Annotated in this window: 13 protein-coding genes, 1 tRNA gene and 1 other RNA gene; 5 read left to right on the top strand and 10 right to left on the bottom strand. The window is 66.6% G+C overall.

The features are described from left to right. Positions 1 to 6: 6 nt before the first annotated feature. The 3 genes from L5G28_RS04275 to ffs form a co-directional block, all read right to left on the bottom strand. Positions 7 to 1,284 carry a glycosyltransferase 87 family protein gene (locus L5G28_RS04275; RefSeq protein WP_237000433.1) on the bottom strand — a complete coding sequence of 426 codons (1,278 nt, stop codon included), beginning with the start codon at positions 1,282 to 1,284 and terminating at the stop codon, positions 7 to 9. A 9-nt stretch (positions 1,285 to 1,293) separates the two neighbouring features. Beyond that, positions 1,294 to 2,565 (bottom strand): aspartate aminotransferase type Ic, encoded by a 1,272-nt coding sequence (locus tag L5G28_RS04270; RefSeq protein WP_237000432.1) that lies wholly within the window; start codon positions 2,563 to 2,565, stop codon positions 1,294 to 1,296. 57 nt (positions 2,566 to 2,622) lie between these two features. Beyond that, an RNA gene (gene ffs / locus L5G28_RS04265) (signal recognition particle sRNA small type) lies at positions 2,623 to 2,717 on the bottom strand. A gap of 60 nt (positions 2,718 to 2,777) precedes the next feature. On the opposite strand from ffs, the gene L5G28_RS04260 reads away from it, so the two are divergent. Then, positions 2,778 to 2,865: transfer RNA gene (locus tag L5G28_RS04260), tRNA-Ser, on the top strand. Between the two features lie 211 nt (positions 2,866 to 3,076). Here the strand turns inward: L5G28_RS04260 and L5G28_RS04255 are convergent. Continuing rightward, complete coding sequence (locus L5G28_RS04255) at positions 3,077 to 4,258, bottom strand: AI-2E family transporter (RefSeq protein WP_237000431.1); 1,182 nt, start codon at positions 4,256 to 4,258, stop codon at positions 3,077 to 3,079. Positions 4,259 to 4,390: 132 nt separating this feature from the next. Between L5G28_RS04255 and L5G28_RS04250 the strand changes: the two genes are divergently transcribed. After that, positions 4,391 to 5,302 (top strand): ABC transporter ATP-binding protein, encoded by a 912-nt coding sequence (locus tag L5G28_RS04250; protein ID WP_237000430.1) that lies wholly within the window; start codon positions 4,391 to 4,393, stop codon positions 5,300 to 5,302. Further along, entirely contained in the window at positions 5,302 to 6,897 is a 1,596-nt protein-coding gene (locus L5G28_RS04245) for an ABC transporter permease (protein ID WP_237000429.1), read from the top strand. The genes L5G28_RS04250 and L5G28_RS04245 overlap by 1 nt, the downstream gene beginning before the upstream one ends. Before the next feature lie 41 nt (positions 6,898 to 6,938). On the opposite strand, the gene L5G28_RS04240 is transcribed toward L5G28_RS04245, so the two are convergent. The 5 genes from L5G28_RS04240 to L5G28_RS04220 all read right to left on the bottom strand — a co-directional run bounded on the left by L5G28_RS04240 (position 6,939) and on the right by L5G28_RS04220 (position 12,288). Beyond that, positions 6,939 to 8,141: an acetate kinase gene (locus tag L5G28_RS04240; protein ID WP_237000428.1), complete on the bottom strand. Its 1,203-nt coding sequence runs from the start codon at positions 8,139 to 8,141 to the stop codon at positions 6,939 to 6,941. Continuing rightward, positions 8,138 to 10,231: a phosphate acetyltransferase gene (gene pta / locus L5G28_RS04235; protein ID WP_237000427.1), complete on the bottom strand. Its 2,094-nt coding sequence runs from the start codon at positions 10,229 to 10,231 to the stop codon at positions 8,138 to 8,140. Before pta ends, L5G28_RS04240 begins: the two co-directional genes overlap by 4 nt. A 182-nt stretch (positions 10,232 to 10,413) precedes the next feature. Next, the gene (locus tag L5G28_RS04230; RefSeq protein ID WP_237000426.1) at positions 10,414 to 10,959 is read right to left on the bottom strand and encodes a TetR/AcrR family transcriptional regulator; all 546 of its coding nucleotides are present in this window, start codon (positions 10,957 to 10,959) and stop codon (positions 10,414 to 10,416) included. Between the two features lie 54 nt (positions 10,960 to 11,013). Continuing rightward, positions 11,014 to 11,373 carry a DUF5709 domain-containing protein gene (locus tag L5G28_RS04225; RefSeq protein WP_237000425.1) on the bottom strand — a complete coding sequence of 120 codons (360 nt, stop codon included), beginning with the start codon at positions 11,371 to 11,373 and terminating at the stop codon, positions 11,014 to 11,016. An 18-nt stretch (positions 11,374 to 11,391) separates the two neighbouring features. Continuing rightward, complete coding sequence (locus tag L5G28_RS04220) at positions 11,392 to 12,288, bottom strand: cation diffusion facilitator family transporter (RefSeq protein WP_237000424.1); 897 nt, start codon at positions 12,286 to 12,288, stop codon at positions 11,392 to 11,394. 96 nt (positions 12,289 to 12,384) lie between these two features. Here L5G28_RS04220 and L5G28_RS04215 point away from each other — a divergent pair, with 96 nt between their 5' ends. Next, complete coding sequence (locus tag L5G28_RS04215) at positions 12,385 to 12,954, top strand: hypothetical protein (protein WP_237000423.1); 570 nt, start codon at positions 12,385 to 12,387, stop codon at positions 12,952 to 12,954. Positions 12,955 to 12,994: 40 nt separating this feature from the next. Here L5G28_RS04215 and L5G28_RS04210 read toward each other — a convergent pair whose 3' ends face one another. Beyond that, positions 12,995 to 13,558 carry an HdeD family acid-resistance protein gene (locus tag L5G28_RS04210; RefSeq protein WP_237000422.1) on the bottom strand — a complete coding sequence of 188 codons (564 nt, stop codon included), beginning with the start codon at positions 13,556 to 13,558 and terminating at the stop codon, positions 12,995 to 12,997. Positions 13,559 to 13,582: 24 nt separating this feature from the next. Here L5G28_RS04210 and L5G28_RS04205 point away from each other — a divergent pair, with 24 nt between their 5' ends. Next, positions 13,583 to 14,455 (top strand): acyl-CoA thioesterase domain-containing protein, encoded by an 873-nt coding sequence (locus tag L5G28_RS04205; protein WP_237000421.1) that lies wholly within the window; start codon positions 13,583 to 13,585, stop codon positions 14,453 to 14,455. Positions 14,456 to 14,502 lie beyond the last annotated feature (47 nt).

Raw genomic sequence — 14,502 nt, 5'->3', positions numbered from 1 at the left:
TGCACACTACCGGCGGTCACCGACAGCGGTGACGGGCGGATCGATGGTCGCGGGCGGGCGCAGACAGAAGCCGATCGTGACGATCGCGACGACCACGAGGAGCACGTTGTACGGCTGCACCGAGAACCAGCCGATGATGTCGGCGTTGTGTTTGAAGAACAGCCCGGTCAGGTAGGCCTCTTCGACGCTGCGGTTGACGTACCAGATCGGGTAGGCCAGGTGCGTCGTCCACGCGACGGTCGCGAGGAGGCCGAGGACCGTCAACAGCGCGACGAGCCCGCGACGCCACCGGCTCGCGCCGTCGATCACATGGTGGACGGCGACGACGAGCAGCGGCACGATCCACACCCAGTGGTGGCCCCAGGCGACCGGCGACACCGCGCACGAGGCCATCCCGACGAGCGTGATCGCGAGCAGTTCCTGGCCACGGCGGTGTGCCAGGACGGCGGCCGCCATGACGAGTGCGAGGACCGCCGTCGCCAGCACGATCCACACGACGGTGCTCGGGTGGTCGGTCCCGGCTATGTTGGCGATCGCGCCGCGGACCGACTGGTTGCCGACGGTGTGCGGTGACGACACCCGATTGGAGTCGAAGAGCGTGTCGGACCAGAACCGCGATGACGCACGCGGCATCACGAGAAAGCCGAACACCACGGAGCCGAGGAATCCGGCGACGACGCCGACCGCTGTCTTCCACTGCCGGAGCGCCGCGTAGTAGACGACGAACAGCATCGGCGTCAGTTTGATGCCTGCGGCGAGGCCTGCACCGACTCCCCGCAGTCGGCTCCCTTCCGGCCGGACGAGGTCGGCGACGATCAGCAGCATCAGGAAGACGTTGATCTGTCCGAACCAGATAGTCGATCGGATGGGTTCCAGGAGGGCCGACGCGGCGACGAGCGATACCGCGATCGCGCGGAGCCGCCACGTCGTCGTGTGGCCGAGGCTGCGGAATCCGACGACGATCACCAGGTAGAGCGCGACGAAGATCCCGATCGACCACACCGCGTGTGCGATCGGCGCGGACATCAGTGCGACCGGGATGAACAGCACCATCGAGAACGGTGCGTAGGTGAAGTCCATCCGGCCGAGGAGTTTCGCGTCGTACAGGTCGCCGCCGTCGAGGACGACCTGTGCTCCGGCCCGGTAGACGTCGAGGTCGAGGAAGTTGTCGAAGAGGCCCCAGTACGGGGTGCTGTAGGGGACGATCAGGTACTGCAGCCACAGCGACAGCGCCCCCGCGACCACGAACCCGATGAGCGCGGGCGTGGACCGTTCGAGCTTCACATGGTCCGCCTACGCTGAGTCGAGGAGAACCTCGGTCGCGCTCAGCAGAGCGCAGGTCGCGACCCCGTCCATCGCTGTACGCAGTTCGTCGGTGGTCGGGAAGGTCGGCGCGATGCGGATGTTCCGATCGTGCGGGTCCGTCTTGTACGGGAAGGCCGATCCGGCTGCGGTGAGCGCGATCCCGGCGTTCTTGGCCAGCTCGATGGTGCGGGCCGCGGTGCCGTCGACCACGTCGAGACTGATGAAGTAGCCGCCTTCCGGCGTCGTCCAGGATGCGATCTTCGCGTCACCGAGGCGGTCGTCGAGGATGTCGAGGACGAGCTGGAACTTGGGCGCGATGATGTCGCGGTGACGCGCCATGTGGGCACGGACGCCGTCGGCGTCGCCCAGGAACTGCAGGTGGCGCAGCTGGTTGAGCTTGTCGGGGCCGATGGTGGCCGCCGAGATGTGCTCGATGTACCAGTCGAGGTTGGCTTTCGACGACGCGAACGCGGCGACGCCTGCACCGGCGAAGGTGATCTTGCTGGTGGAGCCGAACACGTAGACGCGGTCGGGGTGGCCGACTTCGGCCGCGAGATCGAGGATCGGCAGCGGTGCGGGCGCGTTCTCGACGAGCGTGTGGACGGCGTACGCGTTGTCCCAGAAGATGCGGAAGTCGGGTGCGGCGTCGAGCGCGAGGAGGCGGCGAGCGACGTCGTCGGTGACGGTGTAGCCGGTCGGGTTGGAATAGGTGGGGACCAACCACATGCCCTTGATCGACGGGTCGTCGGCGAGGAGCGCGGCACAGGCTTCGACGTCGGGGCCGTTGGGGTTCATCGGAACGTTGATCATCTCGATGCCGTACAGCTCGGTGATCCCGAAGTGTCGGTCGTAGCCGGGGACCGGGCACAGGAACTTGATGGGTTCGGCCGACCAGGGGCGCGCGGAGTCGACGTTGCCGTGCAGCAGGGAGAACACGACGATGTCGTGCATCACCTGGAGGCTGGCGTTGCCGAGAGCGAGCGTGCGGTCGGTGCCGGTCGCGAAGAGTTCACCGAAGAGCTCACGGAGCTCGGGGAGGCCGCTGACGCCGCCGTAGTTGCGGCAGTCGGTGCCGTTCGGGCTGGTGTAGTTCTCGCCCGGCAGGGACAGCATCGGCGCGGACAGGTCCAGTTGGTCGGCTCCGGGCTTGCCTCGGGTGAGATCCAGCTTCAGACCTGCGGCGCACAACGTCTCGTAGCGCTTCTGCAGATCGTTTCGGGTGTTGCGGAGTTCTTCGACACTCATCGAGTGAAAGTTCAACGTGAACCTCTCGCGCAGTCCCGGCCAGTCCCGGCTGCAACTTGTAAACACCTGGAAATAAGGGGATCCCGCGCACCCGAGAGAGCCCGTTGACCCTTGCTGCCTTCCGGCCCTGGGGGAGTTCACAGGATGCACGCCGCGCGGGATCCGTCGTCCAGTGTAGCGGTCCCGTTTTGTGATCGGTAGCCGGCACCGGTTAGCATCTTGGTGCTGGAGGATTCGCCTAGTGGCCTATGGCGCTCGCCTGGAACGCGGGTTGGGTTAACGCCCTCAGGGGTTCGAATCCCCTATCCTCCGCCATGTGTCTGGACTCCTGCCCGAGGAACGAGGGTGGGGGTCCAGACACATATTGAGCAGAGTGGATTTCGGGAGGAGCGTAGCGACGGTTCCCCTATCCTCCGCCATGTGTCTGGACTCCTGCCCGAGGAACGAGGGTAGGAGTCCAGACGCATATTGAGCAGAGTGGATTCGCCGAGGAGCGTAGCGACGGTTCCCCTATCCTCCGCCCTGATCACAGAGTCGGCGCGTCCTCCCGACGTTGTGGGCCGAACTTTCTGCGTAGCCACTTGGAGAAGCGGCTCTCTTCGGGCGGTGCGATCTTCTTGTCCGGGTTCCAGGTGAACGCGGTGTCGAGGAAGGCGACGAGAGGTACGGCGAGGAGACCGCCGACGATACCGGCCAGCAGGAGCCCGAGCGCGATCGCCAGAATCACGGCGACGGGGTGTAGTCGCACCGAACGTCCGAGGACGAACGGCTGCAGGATGTGACTTTCGAACGCCATCACGAACACCAGGATGGCGAGGACGATCACGGCGTTGAGTAGTCCCTGCGTCGTCAACGTGACGACGACGGCGAGTGTGCCCGACACGAACGAACCGACTATCGGGATGAACGAGCCGAGGAAGATGATCAGGACCAGCGGCAACGCGAGCGGAACGCCGAGGAGCGCCAGTCCGATGCCGATCACCGTCGCGTCGATGGCGGCGACGATCACTGTGGCACGAACGTACGACTCGAGTGTCCGGAATCCTGCGGCACTCGCACCCCGAACCCGGTGGCGACTACTTTCGGGCACGAGTCTGGTGACGTAGCGCCAGAGGCGGTGGCCGTCGTACAGGAAGAAGATCACCAGGAAGACGGTCAGCAGCGCGCCGCTGCCGATGCGGACGGCGAACTCGGCGGTCCCGAGGGCGCCGGACGCCAGCGTCGCCTCGTTGGTCTTGGCCCAGTGGATCAGGTCTGTCGATATGGAGCTGATCGTGTCGTCGCTGATGGGCAGATCGCTGTCGGTCAACCACTTCCGTGCGTCGTTCACCGTGTCGGTGAACTCGGAGACCAGTTCGGAGCCGGACGCCACACCCTGTTGAACGGCGAACGCGACCAGCCCGATGACGACCACTAATGTGGCGGTCACCGCCGTCAGAACAGCGACGACCCTCGGCACTCGCTTGCCGGTGGCCCACTCCACCCCTGGGCGCAGCATGGCCGTGAGCAGCAGGGCGAGCGCCGTCGGGAACAGGACGTCCTCGAACCGGCGGAACAGCCATGCCAGGGCTACGACTCCTGCCCCGATGATGAGCAGTCGCCAGGTCCACGCGGCGGTGGCCCGGACGGCGGGAGCGACCTTGGCGGCGTCCTCCTCGCTACTGGTCAGACTGCGACGTTCGTCGAAGGACCGAGAGTCGTCAGGCACGACGCAAAGCATATCGGCCGCTGGCCCGGTCAACCCAGCGATCTGCGATCGTCGCCGCGAACGGACCATTCCTAGCCAGTGCCGACGGGCTGTGGAATAGCGTCGGTCGTACCCCTACATTCTGGAGGCGGCATGACAGACACCGACCTGGTCATCGACATACGCGGGCTCCGAAAGGCCTTCGGGAAGTTCGAGGCGCTGCGCGGCGTCGATCTCAGCGTGTCGCGCGGAACGGTCCACGGCTTCCTCGGTCCTAACGGCGCAGGCAAGTCGACGACGATCCGCGTTCTTCTCGGGCTCCTCAAAGCGAATGCCGGCCGAGTCCGTCTTTTCGACGGCGACCCCTGGACCGATGCCGTGGATCTGCATTCACGGCTCGCCTACGTGCCCGGCGACGTGTCCCTGTGGCCCGGGATGTCCGGTGGCGAGGCCATCGACCTCCTCGGCTCGCTGCGCGGCGGCCTTGACGAGTCGCGTCGCGCCGACCTCATCGAACGCTTCGAACTCGATTCGACCAAGCGGGGCCGACAGTACTCGAAGGGCAACCGACAGAAGGTCGCGATTGTCGCCGCACTCGCCTCCGACGTCGAGCTGCTGATCCTCGACGAGCCGACGAGTGGCTTGGACCCGTTGATGGAGAACGTGTTCCAGAAGGTCGTCGCGGAGTCCGTCGATCGTGGGGTGACCGTACTTTTGAGCAGCCACATCATGAGCGAAGTCGAGACGCTCGCGGACGAGCTGAGCATCATCCGTGAAGGTGAGATCGTCGCGACCGGCACGATCGACGAACTGCGCGGTCACGCCAGGACGACGATCCACGCGACGCTGAGGACTGTGCCATCGCACGACCGGCTGTCGGTTCTGCACGATGCCGCCTTCGACGGCAACCGTCTCACCGCGACCGTCGACACCGACCGGGTCGACGACGCGATGGCCGCACTCACCCCGTTCGGCTTCACGTCGCTCGAGGTCGCGCCGCCGTCGTTGGAGAGCTTGTTCCTGCGCATGTACGAGAACGACGACGCCTCGACCGGACACCGGTGATGGCACTGTCCGCTGACATCGCAGGCATCGGGCCTCTCCTGCGTGCGTCGGTCCGGCACGAGGCGCGCACCTTCGCACCGTGGATTCTGATCCCGATCGCACTCTCGGTGTCGTCGGTCGTCATCTACCCGCTTCTGTTCCCCGACGTGCCCGAACGGATGTCGTTCGCGGCGACCATCGGTTCCAATCCCGCTCTCGGTCTCATCTTCGGTCCCGCGTTCGACCTGGGTACCGTCGACGGGTTCAACGCGTGGCGAAGCTTGGCGCTCGGCGGCTTCGCCGTCGCACTCGGCGCAATCTTCATCGTCGTCGGAGCCAGTCGTGGACAAGAGGATTCGGGCCAGGCCGAACTTCTCGCCTCCGGCGTACTGGGCCGCCAATCCCGGTTGCTCACCGCCGTTGCGATGGGCGTACTGATGTCCGTGGTCGCCGGAGCGGTGACCGGAGTAGTCACCGCGTGGTGCGGCGGCGGTTGGGGCGCGTCGATGATCCTGGGCGCCGGGTTCACCGCGACGGGCGCGACGTTCGCGAGTATCGCGGCCGTGACGTCGCAGGTCGGCGCCGACGCACCAACGGCGAGTTCGATCGCAGTCGGGATTCTCGGTGTCCTGTTCGTCCTGCGCGGCTTTCTCTATTCGGTCGACGCGCCGTCGTGGACGACCTGGGTCAACCCACTCGGCTGGGTCACCGAGACTCGTCCGGCCAGCGGCGACCACTGGGTGCCGCTGATCTACTCGGTGCTCCTCGCTGTCGTGCTCATCGCCCTGGCGGTCGTGTTGCAGAGATCGCGCGACTTCGGGCAGGGTCTGATCGCCGCGCGGCCCGGTCCGGCTCGCGGGTCGATTCGCAGTCCGCTCGGGCTCGCCGTCCGGTTGAACCGCTCCACCGCGATCTACTGGTCGGTCGCTTTCGTCGGGCTCGGCGTCATCTTCGGCTACTTCGCCGGGTCGGTGAAGGACATCTTGGCATCGAGCCCGGCACTCACCGAGATCTTCGCGGGCGGTTCGACATCGCCGGCCGATCTGACGAGCGCGTTCGTGGTCACCATCCTCGGGCTGGCGGGCATTATCGCCTCGATCTCCGGCGTCCAGACGATGAACAGACTCCGGACCGAAGAACTCGGCGACCGCGCCGAACCGGTGCTGGCGACGGCGGTCAGCCGTGTCGGATACCTGCGCAGCAGCATCCTGCTCGCTCTCGCGACTCCTGCGGTGTGTGTCGTCGTCGCGGGTGTGGTGATGAGCGTCTTCGTCTCGTTCGCCGACCTCGGTCTGAGCTTCGGCACCGTGATCCTCCAGTCGCTCGCGACGATCCCGGCGGTGTGGACGGTCGTCGCGTTCTCCGTCGCCGTGATCGGTGCACGACCTGAGGCCCGAGTCGCTGGGTGGGCCGGCGTGCTGCTCTCCTTCGTTCTCACGCTGCTCGGCCCCAGCTTCAAACTCCCCAACTGGGCGCTCGGATTCAGCCCGTTCCGGCACGTCCCCGACGTTGCCGTCGACTCATCGAACTGGGTCGGCTTGATCTGGATCAGCCTGTTCACCGTCGGGTTTCTCACCGTCGGTGTCGTCGGCTTCCGCAGCCGAGACACTCCGTAGAGGAGACCGCTCATGTCGATCTCCGAGCACCAGGACGGCAGTCACCCGGCGACAGCGACCGCCGCCCGCGCGATCGCGAGTTCTTCGTTGGTCGGCACCACCAGCACCGTGACCGGCGAGTCATCGGTCGAGATCAGGCGAGGCTCGTCGGACCGGGCCGCATTGCGTTCGGAATCGATCACCACGCCGTAGCGCTCGAGCCCCGCCAGCGAGGCGGCGCGCACCGGTGCGGCGTTCTCCCCGACGCCCGCCGTGAACACGATCGCGTCGACTCGACCCAACTCGATCATGTAGGCGCCGATGTATCGGCGCAGACGATTCAGGTAGACGAGGTACGCCTGCGTTGCGGCCTCGTCGCCGGCGTCGATGCGTTCGAGGATCGCGCGGAAGTCGTTCTCACCGCACAGTCCCTTGAGTCCGGAGCGCTTGTTGAAGAGCACGTCGATGTCCTCGATCGACATGTCGGCGACCCGAGCGAGGTGGAAGACGATGCCCGCGTCGATGTCGCCGGTGCGCGTCCCCATCACCAGGCCTTCGAGCGGTGTCATGCCCATTGTCGTGTCGAACGGGACCCCGCCGCGGATGGCCGATGCCGACGCCCCGTTGCCCAGATGCAGCACGATCTGATTGATGTCGCTCGGCGCGTGGCCGAGAAACTCTGCGGCACGCTGCGACACATACTCGTGGCTGGTCCCGTGGAAGCCGTAGCGGCGGATCGCATACTTGGCTGCGACCTCCGCGTCGAGCGCGTAATGCGCTGTCTCGTCAGGTAGGTGGCTGAAGAACGCGGTGTCGAAGACGGCCACCGCGGGGACGTCGGGAAGCAACGCGCTCACCGCGTCGATCCCGGTCAGGTTGGCCGGATTGTGCAGGGGTGCCAGCGATGAGATCCGCACGATCTCCGAACGCACCCTCTCGGTGATCAACGTCGGCTCGAAGAAGCTGCGGCCGCCGTGGACCACGCGGTGGCCGACGGCTGCCAGCCCCGAGTCCGCGACGTCCACGCCCTCCTCAGCGAACAGTTCGACGACCAGTGCGATCGCCGCCTCGTGGTCGGGCAGCGCGACCTCGCGGCGGACCTCGGTGCCGCGATACCAGTGCTTGATCGACGAGCCCTGCTCCCCGATCCGTTCGGCGAGACCGTCGGCGATGACCTCTTCGGTCGCCGGGTCGAGCACCTGGTATTTGAGTGACGACGAGCCGGCGTTCACCACCAGAACGGATCCTTCGATGACCGCGCTCACTTGTCGATTCCCTTCTTTATGTTCTGTGCTTGGATCGCGGTGATCGCGACAGTGTTGACGATGTCCGACACGAGCGCACCACGCGACAGATCGTTCATCGGCTTGTTCAAACCCTGCAGGACGGGGCCGATCGCGATGGCGCCCGCGCTGCGTTGGACGGCCTTGTACGTGTTGTTGCCCGTGTTCAGGTCGGGGAAGATCAGCACCGTCGCGCGTCCGGCGACCGGCGAGTCGGGCATCTTCGTGGCTGCGACGCTCGGCTCGATCGCGGCGTCGTACTGGATGGGCCCTTCGACCAACAGCTCCGGCGACCGTTCGCGGACCAGATCCGTTGCGGCCACGACCTTCTCGACGTCCTTGCCCGACCCTGATCCACCGGTCGAATACGACAGCATCGCGACTCTCGACGAGATCCCGAACGCCTCCGCGGTGCGGGCCGACGAGATGGCGATGTCGGCGAGTTCTTCGGCCGTCGGGTCGGGTACCACCGCGCAGTCCCCGTAGGTGAGGACCTTGTCGGCCAGACACATGAAGAACACGCTCGACACGGTGGAAACGCCGGGCACCGTCTTGACGATCTCGAACGCGGGCCGGATCGTCTGCGCGGTGGTGTGCACGGCGCCCGACACCATGCCGTCGACGCGGCCGGTGTGCAGCAGCATCGTCCCGAAGTACGATTCGTCGCGCACCACTTCGAGCGCGCGATCGCGCGTCATGCCCTTGTGTTTGCGCAGCTCGGTGTACGTGTCGGCGAACTCGTCGACCAGTTCCGACGACGCCGGGTCGATGACGTCGACGCTCGACAGGTCGATGCCGAGTTCGTTCGCCCGACGGCGCACCGCCTCCGGGTTGCCGAGCAGGGTCAGCTTCGCGACCCGCCGACGCAGCAGCCGGTCGGTGGCCCGCAGGATGCGGTCGTCACCGCCCTCCGGCAGCACGATGTGTTGCACGTCCGACCGTGCCTGCGACATCAGCTGGTACTCGAACATCTGCGGGGTGACCACCTCCGGGACGTGCAGATTCAGCTCGTCGACCAGCTCGGTCGCCGACACGTGGCGTTCCATGAGCGCCAGCGCGGCGTCGATCTTGCGCACCGACGCCGACGACATGCGTCCGCGCGTCGACGACGCGATCCGTGCTGTCTCGTATGTCCCGTGCTCGCTCATCAGGATCGGCAGGGTCGGTCGCAGACCTTTGACGAGCCCTTCGATCATCGGATGCGGCCGCAACCCGCCGTTCATGATGATCCCCGACAGTCGCGGGAACCCTTCGGCGGCGTTCGCGTTCACCAAGGCCAGCAGCACGTCCGAGCGGTCGGCGGGCGCGATGACCGCCATCGACTCGCTCAACCGCTCCAGAATGTGTTCGACGGTCATCCCGCCGACCATCACATCGAGTGCTTCCCGGTCGAGAAGGTCGCGGTCGCCGCTGTACAGGGTCGCCCCGAGCGCCTCCTGGAGTTCACCAATCGTCGGCGCCGTCAACACCGGTTCCTCGGGCAGCGCCCACGCTCGGACGCCGGTGTCACGCAGGGCGTTCGCGACGTCGATCAGCGCTGCCGGATCGCACCGGTTGGCGACGATGCCGACCGTCGACGCGTGCGATCCCTTGATGTCGGCCATCAGCATCTCGGCGAGCGAACGGATCTCCGCGGGCTCGCGGTCGAGTGCCTTCACCACCAGGATGATCGGCGACGACAGGTTCGCGGCGATCCGCGCGTTGTAGCTCAACTCGGACGGCGATGCGATGTCCGTGTAATCCGAGCCGATCACCAGCACGTTGTCGCACTGGTCGGCGACCGTGTGGAAGCGGGCGACGATGTCGGCGATCGCGGAATCCGGGTCGGCGTGCACCTCGTCGTAGGTGACGCCGATGCAGTCGTCGTACGAGATGTCGACCGACGTGAACTGCAGGAGAAGGTCGAGGATGTAGTCGCGTTCCCCCGCCCCGGCGCGGGCGATCGGCCGGAACACGCCGACACGTCCGCCGGTCGCGGCGAGCAGGGCGAGGACCCCGAGCGCGACGGTCGACTTCCCCGTGTCCCCTTCGGCTGATGCGACGTAGATGCTGCGGGCGCCAGAGCCTGTCATGACGTCCAGCCTATCGGTAGCGACGGCGGCTTCACCGGATGTGAGCGGCCGAAAGCCGGGCGACGTCGACGGGCGGTTCCCGAGCCGAGGTGAACGGTCGGGCCGTCGGGCCGAAGGCGACGAGCGGCCGCGCCGCCACGGCAGGACGAGCTCGCAGCGACTCGTTCCTCGATGGAGTCGTCTCAGCGGATGACGGCGCGCACCACCAGATCGGCGACCTGTTCGTCACTCATCGAGCTGCCCGGCACCAACATGCACGAGTAGACGACGCGCACCAGGAACTCCGCCGCAGCGCGTGGATCGGGGTACAACTCCTGCGCCTCCGCGTCGGACACGTCGACGATGCTCATGTCGACGACCCGCTCGACGAGACTCGGCCTCGCGAGGTCGGGGGACACGAGGGCTCGGACGATCTCCTCAGGTTCCTCACGCAGAACGTATTGGAGCGCGTCGTGTGCGCGGATGTACTCCAGCGACTTGAGGACGCGCACCCGAACGCGTTCGGCGGCGTCGGCCTCGTCGGCCCCCCATTCGGCCAGACGCAGACGCAGTTGCTCCAGTTCGTGCGAGACGATCGCGTCCACCAATGCGTCGCGGCCGCCGAACATCCGATACGCGGTGGCACGCGCGACGCCTGCGTGCCGAGCTACTGACGTCAGGCTCAGTGCCTTCGCCCCGAAACGCGACACCAGGCCGACACCGACTTCGAGCATCCGGTCACGATCCATGGGAAAACGTTATCGAACCCCGGCCCGCCCGGCTGCCGAAGGCTCCCGTCGCGGCTACTCCACGTTGTGAACGGCGGCCTCTTCTGCGGTCGCGCCCGCGCCGTCGACTCCGGCGTCTCGGCCGAAGACGTTGGAGTCGTCATCCGACGAGACGAGCCGACCCGACCGTTGTTCACCTGCGCCCTCCGGTTCGGGAAAGTCCGGGTCGTTGTCGGCGGCGGCCGTCTCCGGAACCTCCTCGGCGAGCCTCGAGTCGAGGCTGTCGTGCTCGTGCCCGCCCGGCTCGTAGTCGGGCGGCGAGTAGCCGCGGTCGAGGACATCCCCGACTTCCTCGTCGAGCAGTGTGTCCTCCGGCTGGAGTTGGTCGTCGTCGTCGACGGAGTAGTCGCCGTCGCGGTCGTCAGATTCACTCATGGCTTCAGGGTAGGTCCGTCATCGCCGCCAGGGCTCGTAACTGCGCGGATCGTCGATCGGTTCGATGTGGATGGTGCATCGGAGGTCGTCGACGGCTGCGTACAGCGCGGCCTCGACCTCTTCGGCCAAGTCGTGTCCGCGGCGCACCGTCCAGTCGCCGGGGACCAGCATGTGCAACTGCACGAAGCGCACGTGTCCGGCTTCGCGGGTGCGGACGTCGTGGAAGTCGACTCCCGCCGAGCGGAAACTATCGAGCACCTCGTCGACGACGGCGCGGTCGGCGGCGGGGATCACGGTGTCCATCAACCCCATCGTCGAATCGCGCACCAGGCGCCAGCCGACAACGATGATATTGACGGCGACCGCGATCGCGACGAGAGCATCCAGCCGGGCCCACCCGGTGATCGCGACGAGCCCGACGCCGACGATCACTCCGGCCGTCGTCCACACATCGGTGAGCAGGTGTTTGCCGTCGGCTTCCAGCGCCGCGGACCGGTGCGCCCGACCCACCGACATCAGCTTCCACGCGACGAGCCCGTTGACGACGCTTGCGATCACCGAGATCCCCAGTCCGAGCCCGACCGACTCGAGTTCCTCGGGGTGGATGAGTCGATCGATCGCCGAATAGCAGATGAATGAGGCAGCGACCACGATCATCACGCCTTCGACGACCGCGGAGAAGTACTCGCTCTTGGAGTGCCCGAAATTGTGGTCGTCGTCGGATGGACGGGCCGCGATACGCAGGGCCACGAACGCGCCGACCGATGCGACGAGGTTGACCACGGACTCCGCCGCGTCCGACAACAGACCGACCGATCCGGTCAGCTGCCAGGCCACCGTCTTGAGCACGATCGTCACGATCGCCGCCGCGATGGACACCAGCGCCCACCGGCTGAGATCACGACGATCGGTCATGCCTCCAGCATGTCATCACGCACCGCACCCGCGACGGAGCTCGAGCGTAGAGGTGATTCACCCACGCCACAGTGTGATGCAGGGCACTATGGAGGCATGCTCGACGAGTTGAACTCCCAGGCGCGCGAACTGTACGACGCGGGCGAGTTCAGTCACGCGCTCGCCGACTATTCGGTCCTCCGCGAGATCCGGTCCCGCAGAGAAGGTCCGTACTCGGTGAAATACCTTGCCGCCCTCCATGACTGCGTGCGTTGCATGTCGCATCTGAATCTCTGGATGGATTCGAATCTGCTGTGCAGCGAGCTCCACGCCAAGTATGTGCGCACCCACGGCCGCGGCGGTGGCAACACCGTCGACGTCGCCCGCCACTGGGGGTGGGCGATGATCCACCTCGACCAGTCGAGGTCGGCTGCCGCCTTGTGCATGACGACGGCCGACGCCATGTGGGACTCCGACCGGTCCGGCGCCGACCTACTGCTCGGCGCGGCCGCCGCACAGTCGCCGGAGGCGGCCGAACTCGCCGCCACCGGCCTCGTCGACGGCGTCCGGTTGATCCACGCCGCCGACCTCGTCACCGTGTTGGACCGGTGGAACCGCGCGCTCGTCGACGACGGCGCCCGAACATCGGCGACGACGGATTCACTCGCCCCACACGTGGCGGCATAGGGCTGTTGCGTCCGACTCCGCGTGAGAGTCGTGCCCGCGGTCAGGCTTTCCGCTTGGCGGGCAGCGCGAACAGCGTGACGATGCTGACCGCGATCAACATGATCGCGATGAACCACAGGATGGTGCTGAGCGTCCAGATGGCGGGCAGCACGATCATGGCGATGCCCGCGGCCACGGACACGATGCCCGAGACGATCACCAGCCAGCGCGGCACCAGGTAGGCGGACAGTTGCGCGCCGAACAGATCCTGGAGGCCCGCGAAGATCCATCCGACACCGATGAAGATGCCGAGCAGGGTCAACGATTCGGACGGGTTGAGGATCGCGAGGACGCCGGCGACGAGCACGATGCCACCGAACACGGCGAGCAGCATTCGGGAACCGAACGGCGCCGCAGTGGTCGCGAACGCCACGAACAGACGGATCAGCCCGGCCACCACGAGGGACACACCGAACAGGATCGCGACCACAGTCAACGTCACGCCCGGCCACACGAGTGCGGTGATGCCGAGGGCGATGCCGACGATCGACGTCGTGACCAGGAACGACCGGACGGCGTTGACCGCGGAATCGGGCAGAGCAGACGGGGCTGAATTGACAGTCATGGTCAAAGCGTAACGTCGGAGAACATGTCTCAGACGTCGTTCTTCACCCCCGGCGATTCACAACGCGCCGACCCGACACGTTTCGCGATGAGCCTGTGGGGGCCGGACGCGTTGAACGGCCCAGCAGTGTGCGGCCTCGCCGCGTACGCCGCGGAACGCGACCACTCCCGCGAAGGGTGGTTGCCTGCACGGTTCACGCTGGAACTATTCAAGTCAGCGCGCAGGCTGCCGACGAGCACACAGACGCAGACCCTCCGCGACGGGCGCCGCATCCGCGTCGTGCAGGTGAGCGTCCGCCAGCACGACGAGAACCGAAACGACGAGACCGGCACGCTCGTCGCGCAGGGCAATGTCGTGTTCCTGAAGCAGGGCGACAACCCGCCGGGGGCGCGCTGGTCCCGCGCCGACGAGCCGATCGCCGTCCCAGCGACCCCCGACGGCGACTTCCACACCCGGTTCGCCGACACCGAGCACGACTGGAGCTCCGACATGGGCGCATTCCAGAACGGCAACCGACGTCGCCTGTGGAGCAGGCCGATCAACGTGCTGCCCGACGAGCCCCTCACCGCGTTCCAGCGCGCCGTGATCGCGGCGGAGGGCACGAGCCTGGCCACCAACTGGGGCGAGGGCGGCATCGGCTTCATCAACTGCGACCTGACGGTCGCGCTGAGCCGACTCCCCGAGGGCGACCGGGTCGGCGTCGAATCCGACAGCCACCTCGAGAACGCCGGCGTCTCGGCCGGCACCGCGAATCTGTTCGACGAGCACGGCCAGTTCGGCATCGGCCTGGTGACCGCCGTGGACAACACTCGCGCCATGATCGACTTCCGGGAGGTCACGCCGCGGTCCGCGTACTCCGAAGACAGCCCGTTCGTCGGAGACGACCGCAACGTCTGACGAGGCGCCTGGCGCTATATCCCTATCTGGCCGTCTCCCATATCGTT

Source organism: Gordonia liuliyuniae (assembly GCF_021739025.1).
Taxonomy (GTDB): Bacteria; Actinomycetota; Actinomycetes; order Mycobacteriales; family Mycobacteriaceae; genus Gordonia; species Gordonia liuliyuniae.
This window is presented reverse-complemented; position numbering and strand designations above follow the sequence as displayed.

Excerpts from the sequence above, each read along its gene's own strand:
- L5G28_RS04215 (WP_237000423.1), top strand. The coding sequence starts at position 12,385 with ATGCTCGACGAGTTGAACTCCCAGGCGCGCGAACTGTACGACGCGGGC.
- L5G28_RS04210 (WP_237000422.1), bottom strand. The coding sequence starts at position 13,558 with ATGACTGTCAATTCAGCCCCGTCTGCTCTGCCCGATTCCGCGGTCAAC.
- L5G28_RS04220 (WP_237000424.1), bottom strand. The coding sequence starts at position 12,288 with ATGACCGATCGTCGTGATCTCAGCCGGTGGGCGCTGGTGTCCATCGCG.
- pta (WP_237000427.1), bottom strand. The coding sequence starts at position 10,231 with ATGACAGGCTCTGGCGCCCGCAGCATCTACGTCGCATCAGCCGAAGGG.
- L5G28_RS04230 (WP_237000426.1), bottom strand. The coding sequence starts at position 10,959 with ATGGATCGTGACCGGATGCTCGAAGTCGGTGTCGGCCTGGTGTCGCGT.
- L5G28_RS04205 (WP_237000421.1), top strand. The coding sequence starts at position 13,583 with ATGTCTCAGACGTCGTTCTTCACCCCCGGCGATTCACAACGCGCCGAC.
- L5G28_RS04245 (WP_237000429.1), top strand. The coding sequence starts at position 5,302 with ATGGCACTGTCCGCTGACATCGCAGGCATCGGGCCTCTCCTGCGTGCG.
- L5G28_RS04225 (WP_237000425.1), bottom strand. The coding sequence starts at position 11,373 with ATGAGTGAATCTGACGACCGCGACGGCGACTACTCCGTCGACGACGAC.
- L5G28_RS04250 (WP_237000430.1), top strand. The coding sequence starts at position 4,391 with ATGACAGACACCGACCTGGTCATCGACATACGCGGGCTCCGAAAGGCC.